The organism is Mycobacteroides sp. CBMA 271 (assembly GCF_009729205.1).
GTDB lineage: Bacteria > Actinomycetota > Actinomycetes > Mycobacteriales > Mycobacteriaceae > Mycobacterium.
The window spans coordinates 48412-72429 of record NZ_VTHB01000009.1 but is presented as its reverse complement, the minus strand read 5'-3'; the positions used below and the strand labels follow the sequence as shown (position 1 = coordinate 72429).

Genomic DNA, 24018 nt, shown 5'->3' with positions numbered 1-24018 from the left:
TGGTCACGCGTGGACAGAGTTTTACTTATCCGGAATAATTCGTCCACATAAAATGTCGAACATATCGAAGCCGTCTCCACACTCAGGCCAACGAGAGGACAGAACCATGACCACAATCTGGGACCCCATCACCGTCGGGAACATGCAACTACCGCACCGAATCAGCCTGTCGCCGATGACGCGAAGCCGCGCGCTGGAGGACGGTACACCGCCGCCAATAGTTGCGGAATACTATGCGCAGCGAGCCTCCCTCGGCATGCTGATCACCGAAGGAGTGCAGATCTCCGACGATGGGCAGGGTTACCTGCTCACCCCTGGGATCTACACCGATGCGCACCGTGAGGGGTGGAGACGAGTCGCCGACGCGGTGCATGCCAAAGGCGCGCATCTGGTGATCCAGGTGATGCACGCCGGGCGCATCTCACATCCGGATAACACGCCACACCACCGCCCGGCCGTCGCACCTTCGGCTATTGCTCCCGGAACGGGAATTCACACGCCGACTGGACACCAGCCCATCCCGGTGCCGCGCGAACTGACGCGCGACGAGATCGCCACCATCATCGGCGAATTCACGAATGCAGCACGGAACGCGATAGCCGCCGGAGCCGATGCGGTGGAGATTCACGCGGCCAACGGCTACCTGCTGCAGCAGTTCATTGCCCCGAACGCCAATCGGCGAGTCGATGAATACGGTGGCACGATCGAGAACCGGGCGCGGTTGACTATCGAGGTGGCGCGCGTGATTGCCGACGAAATTGGTTCCTCCCGTACCGGTATCCGTATTTCCCCGGGGGCCGGGTTGGGTGGTCTCGACGAGGGACCGGACGGCCCGGATCTTTACCGCTATCTCGTAAGCGAGCTTGCCGAACTCGACCTCGCGTTCCTCGACGTATATTCGTTCACCGATGACGTTCTGCTGCAAGATATCCGGGAACTCTGGCCCAACCGGTTGATGCTCGTCCGCGACGGCAGGACCCTCGACCAGCTCGGCACTGACGTGGAGGCCGACCTGGCAGATGTCACACCGGTGGGCACCTGGGCACTTGCCAATCCCGACTTCGTCGAGCGGATTCGGGCCGGGGCGTCACTCAACGAGGCGGACCAGAGCACCTACTACTCAGGCGGAGAACGCGGCTACACCGACTACCCCACCCTGCAGGCACTGGTCGGCTAGCCGAGGGGATGAACGCCGGTTTCACGGATCGAGAGACGAACCGCCCCAGATATGGGGCGGCCCCCGAACCATTCGGCTCGATCGGACTCATCGAGGGTTCGGGGGCCGGGTGGCTACCGGGTACTCGCCAGCGGTAACCGATGGCTGCTGCTAGCGGGCAGCCACCTCACATGTCCAATATGCAATCAATGTGTCGGACCACCTCCTTTCGTGTGTACCGACGACGGTACGACGCAAGAAGATCCGCGACAACCGATTTATTCACAAGCGAATAGAACTAGAGCGCGATGGCCTTGTCGACCAGCTCCGGCAACCGCGCCGCCAACCGCCCCGCGGGACGCGCAACACCGTCGAGAGTGCGCACCCGCGCCGCGAGCGTGACGCTGGCGAGCATCCAAATATCTTGGGCGGCAACCAAATCAGCGGGCTTTACCGCCCCATACCGACACTCGATACCCTCGGACGCCGCCACCTCGAAGAGTGCCCGTTGCGTGGTTCCGTGCAGGATGCCGTGCTCCGGGAAGGGAGTGACCAAGGCATCGCCGGTGTCAACGATGACCGTCGAGCGCGGCCCCTCGAGCACGAATCCGTCCGAGCTGACGAAGATGACGTCTTGCACCCCTTGGCGTTCGGCGTACCGCAGGGCCGACATGTTGATCGCGTAGGACAGCGTCTTAGCCCCCGACAGCAGCCACGGCAGCGGTTCGACGGGGCGTGCGGGCAGCCCGCGATCCAACGTGATTACCGAAACACCGTCGCGCCGCGCCAGCAGCGATCTCTCAGGTACGGGCGCAATGGTGAGATATGCCGTTGCATCTCCACCGCTTTCGCGCCCACGCGTGAACACCAGGCGCAGCATCGCGTCGTCACTCGATATCGAATTCCATCGCTCCACACCCACCTCGACGGCCGCACGCCATGCCGCGCGGTCGGGCTCCGGCAAATCCATCGATGCGGCCGACGCGGCCATCCGGTCCAGATGCGCTTCCAGCTTGCAGACCGTGCCAACGCGCACCAGCAGCGTCTCGAAGGCACCGTCGCCGCGCACGGCGGCCAGTTCGTCGGCGTGCAGCAGCGGCACCGACGGGTCGTGTACTTCACCCTCGAGTGTGACCACCACCGCTACCGCCATGGGCAATGAGATTAGCGGTCGTAGAGTTGGAACTGTGATGAGCCGCTTGCGCGAAGAAACATAGGCACCGATGAGCGCTGTGTACGTACCCGAAGACAACCCCGACGCCGGTGCAATCTGGCACTACGGCGACCCGCTCGGTGAGCAGCGCACCGCATTGACCGGCGCCGTCCTTGTGGACAGATCAACACGACCGGTCATCGCCCTGTCCGGTCCCGAACGGCTGAGCTGGCTGCACACCATCTCCAGCCAACACGTCGCGGACCTGCGGGATGGCGAAACACGGGAGAACCTCAGCCTCGACGGGCAGGGCCGCGTCGAAGACCATTGGGTGCAAACCGATCTAGACGGCATCACCTACCTCGACACCGAACCCTGGCGTGGCCAGGCGCTGCAGGACTTCCTCACCAAGATGGTGTTCTGGGCGAAGGTGGAGGTCACCGCGCCCGATCTGTCGGTCTTCACCCTGCTGGGCCCGGACACCGTCGAGCTGGCCGAAAAACTGGGCATCACGGCGCTGCCCGACTTCGGCTGCGCCGTCGCGCTCCCCGGCGGCGGTCTCATCCGACGCGTGCCGTGGCCACTGCCCGACGCAACGTTCGATCTCCTGGTCCCCTCCGGGGCCGGCCTCGCCGAACGTCTGGGGGTGCGACCGGCCGGCTTATGGGCGTTCGAGGCGCTCCGCGTGGCGGCTGCCCGGCCGCGTCTCACGGTGGACACCGATGAGCGGACTATCCCGCACGAGGCGGCCTGGATCGCCGTCGACGACGATCCCCGGGCCGTACATCTGGCCAAGGGCTGCTATCGCGGTCAGGAGACGGTGGCCCGGGTGCACAATCTCGGCAAGCCGCCGCGGGTGCTGGTGTTGCTACATCTGGACGGCTCCGTGGATCGGCCATCTACGGGAGACGAGGTGACCGCGGGCGGTCGCACAGTCGGCCGCGTGGGCTCGGTGATCGACCATGTGGACCTGGGGCCCATCGCCCTGGCTCTGGTCAAACGCTCGGTTGTCGAGGCCGTCATGAACGGCAATCCGACGCCGCTGACGGCGGGTCCGTCGCCTGCCGCGATCGACCTCGATCTACTGCCCGAGCTGGACGGTGAACAGCGCGGACGCGAGGCCGTCAACCGGCTCCGCCAAGGCTAGGGCGACCTGGGTCGTTAGGGCGTGCAGCAGTCGCCGGAACGGCACGCTAAACTATCGTCAGGATCGATAAAAACACTCCACCGGAGCCGCCCTACATTGGGCCGCTCCGCTATTGCGCGAGGGGGTTCCCCCATGGGCCGCGGCCGGGCAAAGGCAAAGCAGACCAAGGTTGCTCGCGAGCTGAAATACAGCTCTCCAAACACGAATCTTGAGGAGCTCCGCCGTGAACTTTCCGGCGGTACGTCATCTCAACCGGATGACGACCGCTCCAGCGATCGCTGGACGGATGACGAGGATGCCCGGCGCCGCTAGTCGCGGCCCAGGCTCAAACCTCTAGAACCTCGGGTGCTGACCTACCAGCAGGGCGCGTTCGCCGCCTGAATCCCTGCCTGATTTCTTGATGGTGCCGAGGGTCCAGCAGTCGATGTGGCGTGCGGTCAGGACCGCGAGCGCCCTATCGACGTCTTCGGGGGCGACGACGGCCACCATGCCGACGCCCATGTTGAAGGTCTTGTCCATCTCGGCGCGCTCGATGCGGCCTCGCTGGGCGATCATGGCGAAGATGGGGCCGGGGGTCCAGCTGCCCCGGTCGAGTTCGGCGACCAGTCCCTCGGGGATGACGCGCTCCAGGTTGCCCGCGAGCCCGCCGCCGGTGACGTGGCAGAACGTCCGCACCTCGGTCTCGGCCGCCAGCGCCAGGCAGTCCTTGGCGTAGATGCGGGTGGGTTCGAGCAGCTCCTCACCGAGGGTGCGGCCGAACTCCTCGACCTGACCAAACAGATCCATCCGGTCGATCTCCAGCAGCACGTGGCGAGCCAGTGAGTACCCATTGGAATGCAGACCCGAGGACCGCATGGCGATGACGACGTCGCCCGGGCGCACCCGGTCCGGTCCGAGCACCCGGTCGGCTTCGACGATGCCGACTCCGGTGGCGGACAGGTCGAAGTCATCGGGGGCCATTAGGCCCGGGTGTTCGGCGGTTTCCCCGCCCAGGAGGGCGCAGCCGGCGATGGCGCAGCCCTCGGCGATACCGGCCACCAACTCGCTGACGCGTTCGGGGACGACCTTGCCGACGGCGATGTAGTCCTGCAGGAAAAGCGGTTCGGCCCCGCACACCACGAGATCGTCGACGACCATGGCCACCAGGTCGAGGCCGACGGTGTCGCGTTTGTCCATCGCCTGCGCGACGGCGATCTTGGTGCCGACGCCGTCGGTGGAGGCCGCGAGTACTGGCTCGCGATACCCACCCTTGAGGGCGAACAGACCGGCGAAGCCGCCGATACCGCCCAGCACCTCGGGACGGTGTGTCTTGGCGACGGATGTCTTGAATAGCTCGACGGCCCGGTCGCCGGCTTCGATATCGACCCCGGCCGCGGCGTACGAATTACTGGGTTTGTCGGCTCGCTCGCTCATATCGGGCCTTACGGTACCCGTCCTGCCTGGGACTGGTACCGCCACAGCCCGTCACTGTGAGTCGATCGGCGCGCGGAGCAAGCCAGCGATCGGCAGAAGGACCGAAAAGTTGTTCCGTACATACTCGGCGAGTTCTTGATCGGTCTTCAGAACGGGGGGAGCATCGGGGAAGACCACCAACGAGTGGACGAGTCGGACGGTCACCCCGGCCAGTACTTCGTCCTGTATGGGCACGATGCACCCACCTCGGCGTGCACGATGAATTTCGTCCACCACGAACGCGTTCGCGGCATTCATCACCGCCGCGGTCGCGTCGGCGATGGCGAGCAGCGCGGCTGCCCTGTCCACCTCCAATGCACGCACCACAATGGGGTGATTGCGCATCCGCTGCACCGTGCCCACGAAGGCACGCTCGAACCGTTCCGACAGATCGTCAAAGGGCTCGACATCCGCGCGAATTTGGTCGACGAGGCGCTGGCCCTCCAACACCAGCGCGGCCGCTGTCACCGCCTGCAGGTCACCCACTCGCCGGTAGATGGTGCCGCGATCGACGTTGGCTCTGCGCGCGATATCGGTGAGTGAGGTGCGCGAGATACCCAGGACGGCGAACTGCTCGAGCGCTGCCTCCAGGATGTGCAGGTCGGCCACCTCCGTAGGTTGCCACGCCGATGTCATCTGTTCAGATTACACACCCCTAGCTGCGGCGACAGGTAACCCCAAAATTGGCTGTACAACACTTCCGCATTGTCTGTTGTATTGTTGTATGGATGACGCAGGCTCAGCCCACACCATCGGAACCAACGACCGCCGTGGACTCGCAGGGATTTCGCGAATCGCCCGTTGGCCCCGGCTCACTGACGTGGCGCATCTTCGGGCAACGCACCGTGTGGCTGTTGGCCTCTTACTCGGGAACCCTGCAAAACATGCACCCGGCGGTAGGTCAGTCCCTCCAAGAGGTGTCGAACTTCTTCGATGACCCGATGGACCGCTTCCTCCGATCGATTCCGCCGATCATGGGCGTGATCTACGACGACGAGGACACCAAGACCGGGCTCCTCGTCCGCGACTTCCATCACGACGTCAAGGGCGAGTTACCGGATGGAGGGCGATATCACGCGCTTGACCCCGATACCTTCTGGTGGACGCACGCCACCTTTGTCGATGCGGTGATATCCCTCGAGGAATTCTTCGGCACACCGCTGACCGAGGCGCAAAAGGACCAGGTCGTCCGCGAAGGTGTCGCCTGGTGGCGGCGGTACGGACTTTCCATGCGGCCCGTCATCGACAACTACGCAGACTTCCGCGCGTATTGGGAAGACATGCACGACAAGGTTCTTGAATCCAACAAGACCACCGAATTCGCCGTCGGCCGACTCGGAAAGATCGGTGCCCCACGGACTTTCCCGGTGCCCATCCCAGGCCCCCTCTGGGATCTGTTGCTCGAGCCAGTCGCGCGGCGGATGAGCCCCTGGCTGATGTCCGCGATGATGACTCCGCGTGGACGCGAGGTCCTTGGCTTGTCCTGGTCGCCTCGAGATCAGCGCCTCTTCAGCCTCTTTCAAGGAGTTGTACGCGCCACATGGCCACGCGTCCCTCAACGCCTCAAGTACTTCCCCCGCGCCTACGCCGGCATCAAGAAGCAGGGTTTCTAGACGGCCTGCTTGAACCTGCCGGCGAATCCGCGTAGCGGCAGATCGGCGGAGGTAAGGATCCCTGGCGGGGCGTCAATGACGCTCCGGATGGCATTGAGTGCGGGCAGCCCCGTAACGGTCATCCCTACAGAAGCGAACGCCGCGGGGTTGGTGAAGTCGGTGCCGGGCTTGGGGATAACCATGTGCTTGCTGTAGACGCAAGGATCGCCCTGAATCTTCGTGATGTAGCAGCCCTTGACGTTCCAATGCGGCTGAGTCTTCGGGGTCATCTGCCATTCGACATGCACCTCGACCTTCGGCACGCCGTCGACGATCCCTTGGTATTTCAAGTAACTGGCGCCCAGCGAGCCTTTAGGCAGCCGGTACCAGCCGAGGTCCACGTCCTCGGTGCAGGCGCCCAGCTCGTAGGAGAAGGTGACGTCGTCGAGTTCCAGTCCGAAGCAGTCGGCCATCAGGTACACCCCATCGGCGAAGACGCGGGTGCCCTTCTCCAGCATGGCCGGGATCCCCGGATCGTTCGCCGGGCGTCCGTAGCCGACCATCTCCCAGGAGTCCACCGAGTGGTGGCAGGACACGTCCACGGACTCGATGACGGTGACGTTCTCGATCTCGGCGACGTCGCACGAGTGGACGATGCCCAGGATCTGCGTCAGTCCCGGGTTCATGCCGGTGCCGTAGAACGTGGCGCCGCCACGTTCACACGCCTCCTGCAGCACCTCGGTGGTGAGGCGGCCCGACGGGTGCGGGTGGTTTTGGTTGCGGTGGTGCCCGGTGATCCAGTCGGCGGTGGTGACGATGTCGATACCCGCCTCCAGAACCTTGACGTACAGGTCCTCGTCGGGGAACACACCGTGGAAGGTCAGCACATCGGGTTTGATGGCGATGATCTCCTCGACGGTGCCGGTGGCGATGATGCCGTTGGGTTCCAGCCCGACAAGCTCACCGGCATCACGGCCGATCTTTTCCGTTGAGTAGCAATGTAATCCGGCCAATTCCAGGTCAGGATGTTGGGCGATACGTTTGATCATCTCGGTGCCGACGTTTCCGGTAGCGACCTGAAACACCCTGATGGGACTCATGCGGTGACTTCTTCCGGATAGAACTGGGTTGCCCATTGACGCAGTTTCATAAAGCCTTCGTATTCGGCGCGCACCAGCGTGGGCGGATCGGAGTATCGCTGGTGCTGCCAGATGTGCACGTCGGCCAGGAATTGATCGATGACGGCCTGCGCGAACACCTTTGCGGTTGACGCATCCTGACCTCTGCCGATGTAGACCATGAAGCGAACGTCGGCCGTGGCGTCATCGACGGGCGTGACGGCGGTGATGGTGCGGTTGTCGATCATGCCCCAGCTTTTCGTCACCGCCACCCCGAGACCGCCGTTGATCGCCTCTACCCCACTGTTCATCTCGTCGGCAGAGGCCACCTCGTCGAAGGCAATGGTGAAGTCCACGTACGAGATGGGGTTTACGAACTCCTGACGGGTGAACGTCGGGATGAACGGCGTCTTGTGCACGTACTTGAAATGTGCGAAGTCGACGCCGTTTTCAAGAACGTACTGGGGATGGATTTGCAGACGTTCCCGCAATAGCGTTGCCGCGGGGTGATAGTCACTCACATCACCACCGCTCTCGAAGCCGGTGAACACGTCCGGAACGTCGAAGTAGGGCTCACGCCCCTGGATGTCATGCCAGATGTACACCGACTCGTTGCGCTCCACCACCGGGTAGCTTCGGATGCGCCGCAATGGGTTTGGCCGATTCTCGTAGGGGATGCACACGTTCCTGCCCTCACGATTCCACTCCCAGCCGTGGAAGGGGCAGACGATCCGGTCGCCCTCGACGTGACCGCCGTGGCCCAGGTGCGCGCCGAGGTGTTCGCAGTACGCATCCATTACCGCGAGCTCACCGGAGTGCGCGCGCCACGCCACCATCTCACGCCCGAAGTAGGTCATCCGATGCACTGCACCGACCGCAATCTGCGCGGCCCAGGCGACCTGGAACCACCCGGTGGGCTTCATGGACAGCGGCGGCTTCGGCATCGGAACCTCCTTACGCGGGTGACAGTAGCCGAATCCGGCCAATTTTCACAGAGACCTCTATGAAAAAGCATCGACCGCTAGCATCCTTGGGATGAGCGAAGCGGTGTCCACCGGGCGACGGGCAAATCGTCGGGGCCTGGCGACCCGCGAGGGCATGCTCGACGCCGCGCTGCGCGTACTCGCCTCGGGCGACCCGGCGGCGGTTTCGGCGAACAGGATTGCCAAGGAATGCGGCGCCACCTGGGGTGCGGTCAAGTACCAGTTCGGCGATATCGACGGGCTGTGGGCCGCGGTCTTGCAGTGCACCGCCGAGCGCCGCGGAGAACAACCATGGCGCACGGATCCGGAAGGGCCGCTGGATCGACGGGTGAGCGCCATCGTCGAAACCCTCTATCGGGGTTTGACCTCACCGGACTCGCGGGCGATCGAGAATCTGCGTCGGGCGCTGCCTCCGGAACCCACGGAGCTGGAGCGGGTGTACCCCCAGACCGCCGCCGAGTTGTCCTCGTGGAAGCATCGTTGGGCGCGTGCGTGTCAGCAGGCGTTCGATGGCCTGGATGTCGATCCGGTTCGAGTGCGTGAGGTGGCCGCCTTTATCCCAGGCGCCATGCGCGGACTCGTATCGGAAAAACAGTTGGGTACCTATTCGGATCTAGACGAGGCCCGTCGAGGGCTGACCAACGCGATCGTCGCTTATCTAGGAGGTCACGCATGACGCGCGTGCACGCATTCACCGAGGACGCGCTCGGCGACTTGGATGCCACCGGTGTCGCCGAACGAATTGCCTCCGGCGAGGTCACCGCAGGCGAATGCGCCGAGGCCGCCATCGTCCGTCTCGAAAGGGTCAATCCGGCGCTCAATGCGGTGGAGTTCAAGGACTTTCCGCGGGCTCGTGAGCGGGTGAACTCGATGGACGGCGCCACGGGCACATTGGCGGCCTTTCACGGTGTACCCACCGCCACGAAAAACAATATCCACGTCGCCGGCATGCCGCTGACCGAAGGATCCGCGGCGATCCCGCCGACGCTGCAGACTGTGGACGGACCGTTTACGCAACAGTTCCTCAGCACCGGGCTCGTTCCTATCGCGTCGACCACCATGCCCGAATACGGTTGGTCGGCCAGCACGGAACGTTCGGGCGGTTCGGTCACCCGCAATCCGTGGCACACCGACTTCTCCGCGGGCGGGTCCTCCGGCGGGTCGGCGGCGCTGGTGGCCGCGGGGGTGGTGCCCATCGCACACGGCAACGACGGCGGCGGATCCATCCGAATCCCCGCGGCGGTATGCGGTCTAGTCGGCCTCAAGCCCAGTCGCGGAAGGCTTTTGGGCGACCCGTCGAGCAGTTCCGCACCGGTGAAGATCGTCGCCGACGGAGTGCTCGTGCGCAGCGTTCGCGACTGCGCACGGTTCTTCGAGGCGGCCGAGCAGCACTATCGTCACCCGAAGCTGACGCCCATTGGCCGGGTGGATCACCCCCTGCAACGCCGGCTGCGCATCGGCCTGTGTATGGACTCCCCCTTTGCACCGGCCACGGATCCCGCCACCCGGCAGGCGGTGGACTCTGCCGCGAAAGTGGTTGAATCTCTTGGTCACACCGTCGAGCCGTACATCCCCGCGGTGCTGCCGTCCTTCAAAACCGACTTCGAAGATTACTGGTCGTTCCTGGCCTTCGCCATCGCCAAAGGCGGCTCGCGGATGTTCGACGGGTTCGACGCGTCTCGGCTGGACCCGCTGACCCTCGGGCTGAGCCGCAGGTTTGTCCGGCGGTCGTACCGCGCACCACTGTTCCTGGCCCGGCTGGCCGCATCGGCCCGGGTGTACGAGCGCGGGTTCGCGAACGTCGACGCCGTGCTCACCCCGGTGCTCACCCACACCACACCGCGGATCGGATACCTGACGCCGGATCAGGATCCCGAGGTGCTGCTGGACAAGCTCAGCTCATACGTGGGATTCACTCCACTGCATAACGCCTGCGGCGCGCCCGCAATATCGCTTCCGCTCGGGCAGGACCCCGACGGGTTGCCCATCGGGGTGATGTTCAGCGGTCAGCGCGGCAGTGAGCGGACCTTGCTTGAGCTCGCGCTGGAAATCGAGGAAGCGCAGCCGTTCTCGATGCTGGGCTAGTCCGAATCCGTGATGCCAATCACAAATTGGCAGTGTTGCAACAAAATTAGGGCGCTCGACATGCGATCCACCGGCTGAGCACCTACCGTTTTGTGCATGCCGACGGCGTCGTACTGTGCACGCGGCGCCTCACGGAATCCCCTATCGCATCACCCCCGCGCAGCCAGGCTGCGGGTTTTATTGGCCGCATCTCTGGTCGCATCATTGGTGGTCACGGACGGGGCGCCCGCGGCCCTTCACACGATCTCAGAGAATCCCTTGTCTGCTCCGATCACGTTGACGGTGGAGTCCGGGTACATTTCCCTGACCTCGGACTCGACACCGCTCGGGGCCGGGCCCGCTGCCTCCGATTCATCGCCCACCCTCACGATCACCCGGCGGGCCACCGTCTCATTGAATCCGGGTGAGAACGGCCACGGTCTGGATGCGGTCATCAAGTCCGAATCCCTCGCCTCCCCGGCCGAAGCCGGCACACCGACACCGGGGAGCATCCCGGTCGTCCTAGTTCACGGAACTGCCGAGAACCAAAAGTACTGGGATGCGATGAAGACGAGCCTGCATGATGCGGGGATGAAGGCGTTCACCTTCGAGTACGGCCAGAAGGGATTTCAGGGCCTCGTGGGCTCGATCGGACGGCAGATCGGGCTGCGCGGCTTCGGCGATGTCGAGGTGTCCACACAACAGCTTGCCCATGAAGTCGCGACGGTCTTGGATCAAACCGGCGCCGGCAAAGTCGACCTCGTCGGCCATTCGCAGGGCGGCCTGCTGATCAAGAATTTCGTCGCGCAGGACAAATCTGACAGGGTGGCTAATGTTGTCCAGCTGGCGCCCTCGAGTCACGGCACCACCTTCAGTGGACTCGCCGACGTCATTGGCCCGGTGGGCAATTCGGTCGATATCAACGGCTGGAAACCCGTCAAAGACGTGATCTATTCGGCTGTCAGCACGCTGGGCTGGCCGTCCTTGTCGCAACAGACCGTGGGCAGCCGCTTTCTCGACAAGCTCGACAAGCTGCCGGACACCAAGCCAGGTGTCGACTACCTGGTGGTGAGCACCAAAAATGATGTCGTCGCCACCCCATACAAGTCTCAATTCATCACAGCGGCACCGGGTTCCACTGCGGTCAACATCGAAGTGCATTCGCTGCCCGGGGTGCCGCGCGACGGGGTGGTCGACCACGGCCTGAACGGCGGGGAAGTCATCTCGGCCGTGACCAACTACCTCAAGTCCAGCCAGTCGGCGCAACGCTCGGCCGATCAGATCAAGGCCAATCCAGGTACCACCCTCAGCAGGGACGGCAGCACCACAACCGTCTCCGAGGGCACAAAGGTGGTCGCGACCATCGAAGACCGGCCCGAATCTGCAAAGCAGAACGCCTCCAAGCAATCTCAAGAGTCGGCCGGCAAGGCCGCAACCGGCACCACAGTCACCACGCCTTCGGGAGCGACCCTCGAGGTCGCGGGGCGCGATGTCACGTTGAAGCGCAACGGCCAGTCTGTCTCCATCAGCGAGACACACGGTGTGACGGTTGCTAATACCCCGGCCGAACAGACACCGAGCAGCAAGACCTCCCCACAGCCGGATCACCTCGCCAAAGCCACCGAGAGCCCGGTCACCAAAGCCTCTCCGGCGGCCGGCGAAACCAAGGCAAAAGAGTCACCGAGCAAGCCCGATGCCGACAAGAAGCCCGCGGCACACGAGTCCAACACCATCACGCCGAAGATCGGTATCGGCGCCAACGGCATAGCCCGCGACGGGAAAACCGCGGGGAGCAGGCTTTTCGACCATTCGGCCAGCCCGGCGGCCGAATCGGGATCTACGAAGAGCGAGAGGACGCCGGCGGCGACCAAGAAGAGCGGCGGGGCGGCCACAGACGCCTCTTCCGCTGCGCATTCCGACACTGAGAATTCCACAACGAACGGGAGTGGGAGCACCGGTTCGTCAGCCAGCGTTGGCGGACAACAGGCCTCCACACCGAATGGGGCAAGCGACCACAAGCCAGGGCATCCGGAAACCGGCTCGGCGTCGAGCTCCGGTGATCACAAGAAGGCCGCCGAGAGGCCGTCGCACGAGCACACCGCAGGCGCTTCCTAACCCCTGGGCACGCCACTTGCGTTGCACCGACATCACATTCGCGCAGGTAACGCACGACGTAACTCCCGCATAGATGTCATCTCGGCGGCACGGAACGACGGGCGCGCTGACGCTCCCTTTGTTCTAAGGGATCCGGCACCGGCACCGCCGCAACCAATGCGCGGGTGTATTCGGTGGACGGGTTATGCAGAATCTGACCGCGCGGACCCATCTCTTCGAGCACCCCGTGACGCAGCACCGCGACCTCGTCGGCGAGCCGGTCCACCACGGCCAGATCGTGACTGATGAACAGGCAAGCGAACTGCCACTGCTGCTGCAACTCCTCGAACAGGTCCAGCACCGCCGCCTGCACCGATACGTCAAGCGCGCTGGTGGGTTCGTCGGCGACCAGCAGGTCGGGGCTCAACGCCAGCGCCCTGGCCAAATTGGCACGCTGCCGCTGGCCTCCGGAAAGCTCATGCGGATAGCGGTTTTCAGTGCCGGCCGGAAGTTGCACGGCATCGACCAGTTCAGCGACTCGGCTGAGGATCTTGTGCCGATCCCCGTAACGATGCACCCACATGGGTTCGGCAATGCAATCACCCACGCGCATCTTCGGGTTCAACGAGGTGGCCGGGTCCTGGAACACGAACCCGAACCTGGCGCGCAGCGGACGCAGCTTGCGCTGACTCATGCCCACGATTTCCTGCCCGAGCATCCGCACCGATCCGGAGGCCGGCGGCTGCAGCGCGGCCACGCATCGACCGATGGTCGACTTGCCCGACCCTGACTCCCCCACCAGTCCAAGGGTTTTACCGCGACCGATGCTGAAACTCACGTCGTCGACGGCACGGAAGGATGAGCGCCCGAGCGGACCGGGGAATTCCACCACCAAGTGGGACACCTCCAGCACCGGCTCGGCCGGATCTCCACTCTCCGCGGGTGCATGCTCAGGATCTCCCTGGCCGAGGTGCGGCACGGCCGCCAGCAGCGCCCGTGTGTACGGTTCGGCAGGCGCGGCGAAAAGCTGTTCCACCGGGGCTATTTCGACGACTCTGCCCTGTTTCATCACCACCACCCGGTCGGCGATATCGGCGACGACGCCCATGTTGTGAGTGATGAGCACGATCGAGCTGCCAATCCGATCGCGCAGATCCCGGAGGAGTTCCAGGATTTCGGCCTGTACCGTCACATCGAGGGCGGTGGTCGGCTCGTCGGCGATGATCACCTTGGGGTCGCAGGCGATGGCGATCGCGATGACCACGCGTTGTTTCTGACCACCCGAGAGCTGATGCGGATAGCAGTCGTAGCGGCGCTCCGGATCGGGCAACTGCACCAGTGCGAGCAGTTCGAGGACCCGCGCGCGGGCCTGCGTGCGGGTCATGGCCGCGTGCGCGCGGACTGCCTCACCTACCTGGTAGCCGATGGTGAAGAGCGGATCCAGTGCCGCCCCAGGCTCCTGGAACACCATCGCGATGTCCTTGCCGCGCATAGCCGTCAGCTCACGGCCCGACAGTGTGGTGACATCGCGGCCGTCCAGCAGAACCGAGCCGGTGATGCGCGCGGTCTCGGGCAGCAGCCGGATGGCGGCGCGTGAGGACACCGATTTGCCCGAGCCCGATTCTCCGACAACGGCGAGCACCTCACCCGGTTTCACGTCGAAGGACACGTCCTCCACCGCGGCGACGGGCCCACTGTCGGTGCTGAAGGTCACCGATAGCGACCGGAACGACAACGGCGCCACTGCTTCCATGTCACTCACGCGTCACCTCGCCGGGTTCGCAGTAGCGGATTGATGACTTCGTTGAGACTCTCGCCCACCAACGTCATGCCGAGCACCACGAGCACAATGGCGATACCCGGGAACACCCCAGTCCACCAAATCCCGTTGGCCACATCCGATAACGCCTTGTTCAGGTCGTATCCCCATTCGGCGGCCTGGGTGGGTTCGATGCCGAACCCGAGAAAGCCGAGGCCGGCCAACGTCAGGATGGCCTCGGCGCCGTTGAGGGTGATGATGACCGGCAGCGACGAGGTGACATTGGACAGGATGTGCCGAAACAGGATTCGCGGTGTGCTGGCGCCGGTGACCCGGGCGGCGTCGACAAAGGGTTCCTGCTTGATGCCGACGGTGGCGTTGCGTACCACCCGGAAGTATTGCGGCACGAATACGGCCATGATGGCGATGGCCGCCGCGATAATGCCTCCGCCGGTGCTGGATTGACCTCCGGTGACCGCGATCGATACCACGATGGCCAGCAGCAGCGAGGGCATGGCGTACAGCGCGTCCGTCACCAGGACCAACCCGCGGTCCAGCCAGCCGCCCAGGTATCCAGAGGTCAGCCCCAGCACCACACCGACGGGCAGGGAGACCACCAGCGAGGCCAGGATGACGAGCAGCGCGGTACGGGCACCGAACAGCACCCGGGAGTGCACATCCTCACCGCGCACCGAGGTACCGAACCAGTGCTGCCATGACGGAGCCTGCTGCCGCACGAAATCGACCCCGTCCGCACTAGTTTGCGAGAACCCGTACGGCGCCAACAGGGGCGCGATGGCCGCGACAAGTATGAATCCGATGACGAGGACAAGACCGCCTACCAGGGTGACCCGCTGCAGTCCGTGCGTGGAACGCAACAAACTCACACCGGGGAGCCGGCGCAGTCGCTCGGCGAGCGGCGCTCGTTTCGTCATGCCCGTCATCAGAACCTCACCCTCGGATCGATGAATGCGACTACCACGTCGATGACGAAGCTCATCACCGCTACGATGATCGCGATCACGGTGACGATGCCCTGTACGGCCACGAAGTCACGTGCCGAAAGATAGTGCGCTAGTTGAGAACCCAGACCGTTCCATTCGAACGCGGTTTCCGTTAGCACGGCGCCGGCGAGCAGCATGGCGATCTGCATGCCCATCACCGTGACCACCGGCACCAGCGAGTTCCGGAAGGCATGACGTCCCACCACCACTCGCTCGGAAAGCCCGCGGGCCCGAGCGGCATCCACATATCCCGCCCGCAGTGTCTGCAACAGGTTGACCCGCACCAACCGCAGAAACACCCCGGCGGTCAGCAGGCCGAGCGCCAAGACTGGCAGCACCAGATGTTTGAGGGCATCCACGAAATATCCACTGTTGCCGTACAACACGGTGTCCACCAACAACAGGTGGGTGCGGTGCGGCATGGCGTCCAGTGCGATCTCGGTGCCGACGGTGCTGCGCCCTGACGCCGGCAGCCAGCCGAGCTTCACCGAGAAGAACAACTTAAGCAGGATCGCCACGAAGAACACCGGAGCGGCGTAAAACAGCACCGCCGCCAGCCGCAAGGACACATCGGTAATCTTGTCTCGATGGGTTGCGGCCAGACGCCCCAACGGAATTCCCACGAGCAGCGCCACGATGATTGCGCCAGCCGCGAGCTCCAGGGTGGCGGCGCCGTTGACCACGATGATGTCGGTGATCGACCGCTTGTCGGTCAAGGTGCGCCCAAAGTCACCACGCAGGACCCCCGTGAGGTACTCCCAATACTGGGTCCAAATCGGGCGGTCGAATCCCGCCTCGGCCTTGCGTTTGGCGATCTCGGCCGGAGTGAGCCGGCCGCCGGCCTGCGCGGTAATGGGATCGCCGATACCCCGCATGAGCACGAACACCACGGTCATCAGGATCCACGCCGTCGGAATGATCAACGCCAGGCGCACCCCGAGGTAGCGCAGGAGTGTGCTGCTCACGCGACACCCCCCGTCTTCTTCAGCGGAGTGAACTGGAACTTGAACGACGGGCCCAGCATGATCCCTTCGACGTTCTTGACCGATATCGCGATCTGCTTGCCGGTGAGCAGTGGGAGCGTCGAAATGTAGTCGCGCGCCATCAGATCCTGGATTTGCCCGATGATGCTCAGGCGTTTGGCGCGATCCGGTTCGGTGGCCTCGGCCGTGATGAGCCGGGTGATGGTGTCACTCTGGAAGTGGTTCACCACCATGTTGTCCGGCATGAAGAACGGCGTCAGATAATTGTCCGGGTCGGGGAAATCCGGAAACCAGCCGAATTGGTACACCGGGTACGAGTCCGATGATCGCCGCTCCTGGTAGGCCACCCACTCGGTGGACTGCAGGTCCACCCGGAACAGGCCGGAGGCTTCGAGCTGTCCCTTGACCGCCGCATATTCCTCCGAAGAGTTTCCCCCGTAATGGTCCGGGTTGTATTGCAGATTTATCAGCACGGGGACCGGTATGTCGGCCTCTGACAGAAACTTTCGGGCCAGGTCGACGTTCGGCCTGGCACCGTAGATTGTTTTGAAGGATTCACGGGTACCCGCCATCGAGTCGGGCACTACCGAGTAGGCCGGGGTGTAGATGCCCTTGTATACGTTGCGGGACAATGCCTCACGGTCGATCAGCGACGAGACGGCCTTGCGGATCGCGAGCTTCTGGGCATCTGTACCACCCGGCATGGTCTTGAGGTTGAAGACGATGTACCTGAGTTCTCCGCCGGGACCCTCATGCACGGCGAGGCGCGGATTGACCCGGAGTGTCTCGATATCGTTGGGCGACAGGCTTCGATAGGCCACGTCGATTGCCCGGTTCTCGATATCGATCTTGAGGTTCTCGCCACCGCTGTAGTACTTGATACCTACCAGCTCTGACTGCGGTGCACCCAGCCCGCCGACGTAATGGGGGTTGGCGCGCAGCCCGATCAGCTGGTTCTTGCTGTGTGAGGTGATGGTGTACGGGCCCGCGAAGGGCTCGGCCTTCGCGATGGCATCGTCATCGAGCAACCGATCGGGCGGGAAGACCTCCTCGTCGATGATCGGTCCGGCATTGGTGGCCAGCACCTGGGGGAAGGTCTGATCGTTGGCGAGCTTGAGCCGGAAGTCGATCGTCAGGTCGTCGGGCGCCTCCACGCGATCGAGGTTGGCCAGCAGTGACTGCGGTCCGTTGGGGTCGTTGATCACGCGCTCGCGGTCATAGGAGAACTTCACATCCGACGAGGTGAGTTTGTGGCCGTTGGCGAAGACGGAACCGGGTTTCAGCGCACAGCTGTAGAGCGTCGGGTTCTTGAATCCGCACGAGGAGGCCAAGTCGGGTTTGAGGTCGCCGGTCCCCGGCGTGAAGTTCATCAGGAAGGGATAGACCTGGTTCTCTACCTGGAAGGACCCGTTGTCGTACGCCCCGGCGGGATCGAGGGTGGACACCCGATCCGTGGTGCCGACTGTGAGGTACTGCCCGTCGACGGCTCCGGGTGGCCGTCCGATCCCACATCCCGCGGCGAGCAGCACAGATACGGCCACTGCCAGTTTGCGCATCCGCCGTATCTGGTCTTCACGCAAGCGGGTCATCCGATCAGACGGTCTTCGCGCAAGCGGCTCATCCGGCGAGTATCGCAACTATTGCCCCAACCTGCCTGGGTGCGATCCAATAGATGTCACAAGGGCACCCAAGCGAGCGTTAGGTAGGTTGGGTGCCAACGGTCGAGCGCGCGAGCGCCTGACCGAAAAAACACCCACGTCACTTGAGGACAACGATGAAGACTGCCGTCACCGGTGCCGCCGGATTCATTGGCACCAACCTGGTCAATCTCCTAGTGGAGAACGGACATGAGGTGGTCGCCATCGACCGCGCAGTGCCCAGCTCACCGGAGACTCGCGAGGCCGTCACCTGGGTATCGGGTGATGTCCTAGATCTTGGCTCCATGACGAAGGCTCTCGAAGGTGTCGAGGTGGTCTACCACCTGGTCGCCGTCATCACCCTCAAGCACGAGGACGAGCTGTGCTGGCGCATCAACACCGAAGGCGCCCGTACCGTCGCGCAGGCGGCCCTCTCCGTCGGCGCGCGCCGCATGGTGCATTGCAGCTCGATTGACTCCTACTCCAACAGTGTGTCGACCGTCGACGAGAACACTCCACGCTCGACCGGTGCCGACCTACCCGTCTACCAGCGCTCCAAGTGGGGTGGCGAAGTGGCCGTGCGCGAGGTCATCGAATCCGGATTGGACGCCGTCATCTGCAATCCGACGGGGGTGTATGGCCCGGTGGATCTGCCCGCGCCTGCGCCGCTCTCGCGCATCAACAAGCTGCTGTTCGATAGCGCCCGCGGGCGGCTGCCCGCAATGGTCGCCAGCACCTATGACTTGGTGGACGCCCGCGATGTCGCGGCAGGGCTGTACCTGGCCGGCGAGAAGGGCCGCACCGGAGAGAACTATCTACTGGGCGGACACACCGGCGGCCTGCTCCAGATATGTCGTCTGGCCGCACAACACATCGGCAAGCGCGGTCCGTTGTTCGCGCTGCCGATGGGTCTGCTCAACGCCGCGATCCCGGTCATCGAACCCATCGGCAAGCTCCTGAAGAGCGACGCACTGAGCCGCGCCGCGTTCAACAAGCTGACGGTGTCGCCTGCCGTGGACATCACCAAGGCGCGCACCGAATTGGGCTATGACCCGCGCTCGCTCGAGACGACGGTCAACGAGCTCGTCGACTTCTTCGTCAGCTCAGGACGGCTCTAACCCAACCATTGCGGCGCTGTCGCGCCATAGTTCGTCGGCCTTCCGGTCATCCTGTGCCAGCGGCGCGGGATCCGGGAAGGTCAACGTCCCCTTGACAAGTGACGCGTAGAGACGGCCAGGCGGCGGTTTCACCGTACCCAGCGCCAGCTCGGCCAGCGCTTCACCCGACCGATACACCGATCCGGGATGGAACTGGGGTCGGATCAACGCGACGAGGCGCAGCAGCGGACGCAGCACGCGAACCCCTGGCGAGTCCAGCCCGCCCAGCCCCGTCCCCAAGGTGAGCCCGGGGTTGTAGGAGACAACTTCAATTCCGCGCCGCGTCACCTCGCCTAGCCCTGCGAACGATCGGGCCGTCAGCAGATTGCACAGCTTTGAGGCGGCGTATGCGCGGAAGCCGGCAGCCATGCCTCCTGGGTCCGGATGTGCGAGCCGCAGTGGATCCAGTGATCGCGGCGCGAAGGGAATAATCGACGGGTCATGTGTGTCGCTCGATGTGATCACCAACCGCCCACCGTCGGTGAGGGCGGGCAGTAGCAGCCGCGCCAACAGGTAGTGGGCCAAGTGATTCACCGCGAACGTGGTCTCGAATCCATCGACCGTCCGGTGGTCCGTGTCTCGAAACTGCAGCCCCGCATTGAGCACCAGGACATCGATCGAGGCATCACCGAGCTCGCGTCGCACGTCTTCGGAGAAGCGCCTGACACTGTCCAGCGACGCCAAGTCAAGTGGCAGCACGCACCCTCCCGGCACCGCTCTGCCCGTTCCGCGCGCGCCCACGATGAGGCGCGTGTTGGGTTGTTCGGCAAGGATTTTGGCGGTACCCGCGCCGAGACCCGCAGTGGCACCAGTCATCACAATGATCTGCTCGTGTGTGGATTCGGTCATCTGTGGCCCTCCCCAGATCGTCGATCGGTCCATCCGAACAGGTATCAGCATTGCTGCTCGACGGTCTCACCGCCAGGGCGGCGAACGCCCTGCGCGCGGGGAAAACGGCATACCGCAGTACCGCGGTAGTTGAAACTGGCAACAATCTATACCAATATCACCTCTTGAATCTTGACAGGGGAGGCGACGTGGAGCAGATATCGATCCCGCCGCGTTGGGGCACCCTGGTGGCGGAATTGGCGCAGAAGCAGGGCTGGGACGCGGCCGAGATGCTGATGGGAGTGCAGGTTTCACCGCGCTTCCTCGCCGGCGAGCCGACGACGGCCACCCCAGCGCAGCTGCGAACGGTCATCCGCGAGGTCCTTGCCCGCACGGATGATCTGTCATTCGGTATTAGCTCCGCGCCGATCCCGCCGGTGACGCTCCAGATCCTGATGTTCAGCCTCGCGACATCGGAGACTCCCGGCGCGGCCTTCGCGCGCTGGGACGCGTTCAGGGACGCCGTTCCCCTGGTACCGAACACGACGATGGTCAGGTCGGGCGAGCTCGCCACCGTCGCCCTGGACGTTTCGGCCCTCAACTTGCCCGATGCCACGGTCACCGAATGGATTATGGCCATCGTGGTCCAGATGTGGACCTGGTTGACCATGCGTTCCATCCAGGTCGAACGCGTTCTCCTGCCTCACGCACATCCGGCCGGGCGGTCCCAGCAGAGCAAGATCCTCGGGGCGCCAGTTGAGTTCGACAGCGGTTCGGCCGCACTGATTCTCGACGCCAAACTCCTCGACATGCCGATACTGCGCACCGAGGAGGAAATCATTTCCCTCCTCGACCATCCGGAACAGCTCTGGTTCAACGTCAGCAGTTATCGCCAACAGCTACCCGATCGAGTCGAGCGCATCGTCAAAACAGGTATCGGACGGGGAATCCCGACCGTTGGCGATATCGCGGCGGCACTGAACATGACGCAGTCAGCGCTCCAGCGTTCTCTGCGAGGCGAGTTCGGAACATCGGTCCGCGAGATCCGAGACGAGGTACTTCGTGATGAGGCGTTCAAAAGCCTTGAGAGCGACACGGAATCGCTGACCGATCTGTCCGGCCGCCTGGGCTTCTCCGAACTCAGCGCCTTTACTCGCGCCTTTAGACGGTGGACCGATGCATCGCCGGCCCAGTACCGAAACCGGGCGCGTTCGGTCAAGTAATTCGCCCAATTCGGTCATCGCACACGCCCCTTCTGTCACATAACCTCGGGCTCACTAAGACCTTGAGGGGGAAGTTTGCTTTCGGCGGAACGGCGTTTCGAGATCGTCCGCAGCCTCAACGACGTTTCGGCCCTCGCCCATATCCGCCTCCCAGGAGCCGGCGACATCGAGCCGGGCAGAGGCACACCACAAGTGTTTGGCGCACGTGATCAAAGTGTCCACGACCTCGTGCCGGGAGACACCTTCACCACGTCGACCGGAATCGTTGGGGTGGTGACTCCCATCGAGTGGACGATCGTCGAGAAGACAACTCGGAGCGACCTTATCGCGACCCGCCGAGGCCGATATCACGTCGTCTCAAGGGGGCTGTTGGGCGCGACCGCGACCGTCGTCCTGAACATCTATGAACGCGAATCCTCGGTCATCGCCGAGCTATTCGTTCTCGTCGACGAACTCATCCTTGCTGGGGACCTTCAGCATTCCTTTGAGACGGCAATCGATCACCAGATCGACTCCCTCATCGCATCCGCCAGAAAGCGATTCAGGGTTCTCCGGGATATGACGGAGCTTCCGACCACCTAGCGCGTCTGGACGGAATCAGCGCTGTCGCTTGTTTTCTCGCGCGCAGTCACCTTGAGCATGTTTTCGACCACGTTCTTGCCCAACGCGGTTTCCTTCGGCAGCTCGATCGGGTAATTGCCGTCGAAGCAGGCACAGCACAGCCGTGAGCGAGGCTCTTGGGTGGCCGCGACCATCCCCTCGGCCGAGATGTAACCCAGGGTGTCGGCACCAATCGCCGTCCGGACACCATCGAGCATCTCATCGTCCGATTCCACCGCATTGGCGATAAGTTCTGCGGGAGAAGCGAAGTCGATGCCGTAAAAGCATGGCCAGCGCACCGGCGGCGAGGCGATGCGCACATGCACCTCGGCTGCGCCCGCCTCGCGCAGCATCCTGATCAGCGCCCGCTGGGTGTTACCGCGGACGATCGAATCGTCCACCACCACGAGCCGCTTGCCGCGGATGACCTCACGGAGGGGGTTGAGCTTCAAACGAATACCGAGCTGACGAATGGTCTGCGAAGGCTGGATGAAGGTGCGGCCCACGTAGGCGTTCTTCATTAGGCCCTGTCCGTACGGAATACCCGACCCCTGCGCGTAGCCGACGGCCGCAGGAATGCCGGATTCCGGAACGCCGATCACCAAGTCGGCATCGACGGTGTGTTCGGCCGCCAGCCGGCGCCCGATCTCGACGCGGGTGGAGTGCACCGATCTTCCGTCGAGCATGCTGTCGGGCCGGGCCAGATACACGTATTCAAAGACGCAGGTTTTGGGTGTCGCATTGGCGAAACGGCTGGAACGCACGCCGTCGGCGTCGATGGCGAGCAGCTCGCCGGGCTCGATATCCCGAACGAACGAGGCACCCACGATGTCCAGGGCAGCGGTCTCCGAGGCGACGACCCAACCCGTGTCGAGACGGCCCAGGCACAACGGGCGCACCCCGTGCGGATCGCGCGCGGCATAGAGGGTGTTCTCGTCCATGAAGACCAGACAGAACGCGCCACGCACGGTGGGCAGCAGCGACATGGCTGCTTGTTCGATGGTGGTATCGGCGGCATCGTGGGCCAGCAACGCGCCCATGATGTCCGAATCAGTGGTGGCCATGCCGGGGGTCTTCGAGTTGATCAGGCCGGCATCACGCGCCCGCTTCGTGAGCTCCGCCGTGTTGACCAGGTTCCCATTGTGTCCGAGCGCGACTCCGGTACCGGCAGCCGTGGTCCGGAACACCGGCTGGGCGTTCTCCCAGGTGACCGAACCTGTGGTCGAGTAGCGGCAGTGCCCGATCGCCACATGCCCCTGCATGGCGGCGAGGGTCTGCTCGTCGAATACCTGGCTGACCAGGCCGAGATCCTTGAACACCACTACCTGTGAGCCATCGGCCACAGCGATACCGGCGGCCTCCTGGCCACGGTGCTGTAGCGCGTACAGGCCGTAGTAGGTAAGTTTTGATACCTCTTCGCCGGGTGCCCAGACCCCGAATACGCCGCATTCTTCGCGAGGGTCATTTTCCAGCTCGATCGGCTGTGCGGTCACGATGCGGCTCCCTGGCTGCGTCCTGCGTGGGCGTGGGTGACCACCACAGTTTACGGGGCAAATTGCTGAATGCGGAATCGGCTGGCCAGGCCGCCACTCTCGAGCGTGAAGTTAGTGCGGATTTCTCGACGTTTCCCCGCAACAGCTTCACTCTCGGCGTTAGATCGGCACCAACGGCAGCCAGTCGGCAACTTCACCGGCCCGGGATCCGGACACGGTGACCGCCCGGTCGACGATTGCCTGCTCCAGGGTCAGCAGTCCGGTGGCCAGTAGTAACCAGGCCCTAGGGGCGGTCTCGACCACGTTGGGCGGGGTGCCGCGGGTGTGCCGCGGACCCGAGATGCATTGCACGGCAACGAATGGCGGCACCCGCACCTCCACGGATGCACCGGGTGCGTCGGCGGCGAGGGTCCGGGCGGTGCACCGTACGGCGTCGGCAAGCAGCGCGCGCGACGGCTCGGGCGCCTGCGGATCGTGCAACCATTCCGCGACCGCGAGCACCGCAGCCCGAGTGGAGGCGGCATCCGGTGCGCGAGCTGGCATGTGGGCCAGCCTATCTGGGCACTGACAGGCCG

21 protein-coding genes and 1 pseudogene are annotated in these 24018 nt (G+C 64.0%); 10 read left to right on the top strand and 12 right to left on the bottom strand.

Features of this window, described 5'->3' with window-relative positions; all coding sequences use genetic code 11:
• The first annotated feature begins 106 nt into the window (after positions 1–106).
• On the top strand, positions 107–1177 hold the full coding sequence (locus FZI91_RS22220; protein ID WP_155941279.1) for an alkene reductase: 1071 nt from the start codon (positions 107–109) through the stop codon (positions 1175–1177).
• 277 nt (positions 1178–1454) lie between these two features.
• Here the strand turns inward: FZI91_RS22220 and FZI91_RS22215 are convergent, their stop codons facing one another.
• Positions 1455–2309: an aminodeoxychorismate lyase gene (locus tag FZI91_RS22215; protein ID WP_155941278.1), complete on the bottom strand. Its 855-nt coding sequence runs from the start codon at positions 2307–2309 to the stop codon at positions 1455–1457.
• 70 nt (positions 2310–2379) lie between these two features.
• Between FZI91_RS22215 and FZI91_RS22210 the strand changes: the two are divergent.
• Both FZI91_RS22210 and FZI91_RS22205 read left to right on the top strand, forming a co-directional pair.
• Positions 2380–3506: pseudogene (locus tag FZI91_RS22210) on the top strand (YgfZ/GcvT domain-containing protein).
• 82 nt (positions 3507–3588) lie between these two features.
• Positions 3589–3768, top strand: coding sequence for a DUF3073 domain-containing protein (locus FZI91_RS22205; RefSeq protein ID WP_155941276.1), 180 nt, complete (start codon positions 3589–3591; stop codon positions 3766–3768).
• A 21-nt stretch (positions 3769–3789) separates the two neighbouring features.
• Here the strand turns inward: FZI91_RS22205 and purM are convergent, their stop codons facing one another.
• Positions 3790–4869 (bottom strand): phosphoribosylformylglycinamidine cyclo-ligase, encoded by a 1080-nt coding sequence (purM, locus tag FZI91_RS22200; RefSeq protein ID WP_155941275.1) that lies wholly within the window; start codon positions 4867–4869, stop codon positions 3790–3792.
• Positions 4870–4920: 51 nt separating this feature from the next.
• Positions 4921–5544 (bottom strand): TetR/AcrR family transcriptional regulator, encoded by a 624-nt coding sequence (locus tag FZI91_RS22195; protein WP_155941274.1) that lies wholly within the window; start codon positions 5542–5544, stop codon positions 4921–4923.
• Positions 5545–5636: 92 nt separating this feature from the next.
• Between FZI91_RS22195 and FZI91_RS22190 the strand changes: the two genes are divergently transcribed.
• Positions 5637–6521 carry an oxygenase MpaB family protein gene (locus FZI91_RS22190; RefSeq protein ID WP_203448767.1) on the top strand — a complete coding sequence of 295 codons (885 nt, stop codon included), beginning with the start codon at positions 5637–5639 and terminating at the stop codon, positions 6519–6521.
• Here the strand turns inward: FZI91_RS22190 and FZI91_RS22185 are convergent.
• Positions 6518–7600 carry a dihydrodipicolinate reductase gene (locus tag FZI91_RS22185; RefSeq protein WP_155941273.1) on the bottom strand — a complete coding sequence of 361 codons (1083 nt, stop codon included), beginning with the start codon at positions 7598–7600 and terminating at the stop codon, positions 6518–6520. The genes FZI91_RS22190 and FZI91_RS22185 overlap by 4 nt on opposite strands.
• Positions 7597–8562, bottom strand: coding sequence for a Rieske 2Fe-2S domain-containing protein (locus FZI91_RS22180; protein ID WP_155941272.1), 966 nt, complete (start codon positions 8560–8562; stop codon positions 7597–7599). The genes FZI91_RS22185 and FZI91_RS22180 overlap by 4 nt, the downstream gene beginning before the upstream one ends.
• A gap of 91 nt (positions 8563–8653) precedes the next feature.
• On the opposite strand from FZI91_RS22180, the gene FZI91_RS22175 reads away from it, so the two are divergent.
• The 3 genes from FZI91_RS22175 to FZI91_RS22165 all read left to right on the top strand — a co-directional run bounded on the left by FZI91_RS22175 (position 8654) and on the right by FZI91_RS22165 (position 12780).
• Positions 8654–9277 (top strand): TetR/AcrR family transcriptional regulator, encoded by a 624-nt coding sequence (locus FZI91_RS22175; RefSeq protein WP_155941271.1) that lies wholly within the window; start codon positions 8654–8656, stop codon positions 9275–9277.
• Positions 9274–10686 carry an amidase gene (locus FZI91_RS22170; protein ID WP_155941270.1) on the top strand — a complete coding sequence of 471 codons (1413 nt, stop codon included), beginning with the start codon at positions 9274–9276 and terminating at the stop codon, positions 10684–10686. Before FZI91_RS22175 ends, FZI91_RS22170 begins: the two co-directional genes overlap by 4 nt.
• 96 nt (positions 10687–10782) lie before the next feature.
• Entirely contained in the window at positions 10783–12780 is a 1998-nt protein-coding gene (locus tag FZI91_RS22165) for a triacylglycerol lipase (RefSeq protein WP_155941269.1), read from the top strand.
• Between the two features lie 76 nt (positions 12781–12856).
• On the opposite strand, the gene FZI91_RS22160 is transcribed toward FZI91_RS22165, so the two are convergent.
• The 4 genes from FZI91_RS22160 to FZI91_RS22145 are packed head-to-tail and all read right to left on the bottom strand — an operon-like array spanning position 12857 to position 18010.
• Positions 12857–14512, bottom strand: coding sequence for an ABC transporter ATP-binding protein (locus FZI91_RS22160; RefSeq protein ID WP_155941423.1), 1656 nt, complete (start codon positions 14510–14512; stop codon positions 12857–12859).
• 5 nt (positions 14513–14517) lie between these two features.
• On the bottom strand, positions 14518–15453 hold the full coding sequence (locus FZI91_RS22155; RefSeq protein ID WP_155941268.1) for an ABC transporter permease: 936 nt from the start codon (positions 15451–15453) through the stop codon (positions 14518–14520).
• Between the two features lie 8 nt (positions 15454–15461).
• Positions 15462–16487 (bottom strand): ABC transporter permease, encoded by a 1026-nt coding sequence (locus tag FZI91_RS22150; protein ID WP_162525517.1) that lies wholly within the window; start codon positions 16485–16487, stop codon positions 15462–15464.
• The gene (locus FZI91_RS22145; RefSeq protein ID WP_162525558.1) at positions 16484–18010 is read right to left on the bottom strand and encodes an ABC transporter substrate-binding protein; all 1527 of its coding nucleotides are present in this window, start codon (positions 18008–18010) and stop codon (positions 16484–16486) included. The genes FZI91_RS22150 and FZI91_RS22145 overlap by 4 nt, the downstream gene beginning before the upstream one ends.
• Before the next feature lie 269 nt (positions 18011–18279).
• Here FZI91_RS22145 and FZI91_RS22140 point away from each other — a divergent pair, with 269 nt between their 5' ends.
• Positions 18280–19260: an NAD-dependent epimerase/dehydratase family protein gene (locus FZI91_RS22140; RefSeq protein ID WP_155941266.1), complete on the top strand. Its 981-nt coding sequence runs from the start codon at positions 18280–18282 to the stop codon at positions 19258–19260.
• Here the strand turns inward: FZI91_RS22140 and FZI91_RS22135 are convergent.
• A complete protein-coding gene (locus tag FZI91_RS22135) occupies positions 19246–20148 on the bottom strand; it encodes an SDR family NAD(P)-dependent oxidoreductase (RefSeq protein ID WP_155941265.1) in 903 nt (300 codons plus the stop codon). The genes FZI91_RS22140 and FZI91_RS22135 overlap by 15 nt on opposite strands.
• Positions 20149–20336: 188 nt before the next feature.
• On the opposite strand from FZI91_RS22135, the gene FZI91_RS22130 reads away from it, so the two are divergent.
• Both FZI91_RS22130 and FZI91_RS22125 read left to right on the top strand, forming a co-directional pair.
• On the top strand, positions 20337–21350 hold the full coding sequence (locus tag FZI91_RS22130; protein WP_162525516.1) for an AraC family transcriptional regulator: 1014 nt from the start codon (positions 20337–20339) through the stop codon (positions 21348–21350).
• A 75-nt stretch (positions 21351–21425) separates the two neighbouring features.
• A complete protein-coding gene (locus FZI91_RS22125) occupies positions 21426–21932 on the top strand; it encodes a hypothetical protein (protein WP_155941264.1) in 507 nt (168 codons plus the stop codon).
• Here the strand turns inward: FZI91_RS22125 and purF are convergent.
• On the bottom strand, positions 21929–23443 hold the full coding sequence (gene purF / locus FZI91_RS22120) for an amidophosphoribosyltransferase (protein WP_309224047.1): 1515 nt from the start codon (positions 23441–23443) through the stop codon (positions 21929–21931). The two genes, FZI91_RS22125 and purF, sit on opposite strands and share 4 nt — an antisense overlap.
• Positions 23444–23602: 159 nt before the next feature.
• Complete coding sequence (locus tag FZI91_RS22115; RefSeq protein ID WP_155941263.1) at positions 23603–23986, bottom strand: sterol carrier family protein; 384 nt, start codon at positions 23984–23986, stop codon at positions 23603–23605.
• Positions 23987–24018 lie beyond the last annotated feature (32 nt).

Excerpts from the sequence above, each read along its gene's own strand:
- FZI91_RS22220 (WP_155941279.1), top strand. The coding sequence starts at position 107 with ATGACCACAATCTGGGACCCCATCACCGTCGGGAACATGCAACTACCG.
- FZI91_RS22215 (WP_155941278.1), bottom strand. The coding sequence starts at position 2,309 with ATGGCGGTAGCGGTGGTGGTCACACTCGAGGGTGAAGTACACGACCCG.
- FZI91_RS22205 (WP_155941276.1), top strand. The coding sequence starts at position 3,589 with ATGGGCCGCGGCCGGGCAAAGGCAAAGCAGACCAAGGTTGCTCGCGAG.
- purM (WP_155941275.1), bottom strand. The coding sequence starts at position 4,869 with ATGAGCGAGCGAGCCGACAAACCCAGTAATTCGTACGCCGCGGCCGGG.
- FZI91_RS22195 (WP_155941274.1), bottom strand. The coding sequence starts at position 5,544 with ATGACATCGGCGTGGCAACCTACGGAGGTGGCCGACCTGCACATCCTG.
- FZI91_RS22190 (WP_203448767.1), top strand. The coding sequence starts at position 5,637 with ATGACGCAGGCTCAGCCCACACCATCGGAACCAACGACCGCCGTGGAC.
- FZI91_RS22185 (WP_155941273.1), bottom strand. The coding sequence starts at position 7,600 with ATGAGTCCCATCAGGGTGTTTCAGGTCGCTACCGGAAACGTCGGCACC.
- FZI91_RS22180 (WP_155941272.1), bottom strand. The coding sequence starts at position 8,562 with ATGCCGAAGCCGCCGCTGTCCATGAAGCCCACCGGGTGGTTCCAGGTC.
- FZI91_RS22175 (WP_155941271.1), top strand. The coding sequence starts at position 8,654 with ATGAGCGAAGCGGTGTCCACCGGGCGACGGGCAAATCGTCGGGGCCTG.
- FZI91_RS22170 (WP_155941270.1), top strand. The coding sequence starts at position 9,274 with ATGACGCGCGTGCACGCATTCACCGAGGACGCGCTCGGCGACTTGGAT.
- FZI91_RS22165 (WP_155941269.1), top strand. The coding sequence starts at position 10,783 with ATGCCGACGGCGTCGTACTGTGCACGCGGCGCCTCACGGAATCCCCTA.
- FZI91_RS22160 (WP_155941423.1), bottom strand. The coding sequence starts at position 14,512 with ATGGAAGCAGTGGCGCCGTTGTCGTTCCGGTCGCTATCGGTGACCTTC.
- FZI91_RS22155 (WP_155941268.1), bottom strand. The coding sequence starts at position 15,453 with ATGACGAAACGAGCGCCGCTCGCCGAGCGACTGCGCCGGCTCCCCGGT.
- FZI91_RS22140 (WP_155941266.1), top strand. The coding sequence starts at position 18,280 with ATGAAGACTGCCGTCACCGGTGCCGCCGGATTCATTGGCACCAACCTG.
- FZI91_RS22135 (WP_155941265.1), bottom strand. The coding sequence starts at position 20,148 with ATGACCGAATCCACACACGAGCAGATCATTGTGATGACTGGTGCCACT.
- FZI91_RS22115 (WP_155941263.1), bottom strand. The coding sequence starts at position 23,986 with ATGCCAGCTCGCGCACCGGATGCCGCCTCCACTCGGGCTGCGGTGCTC.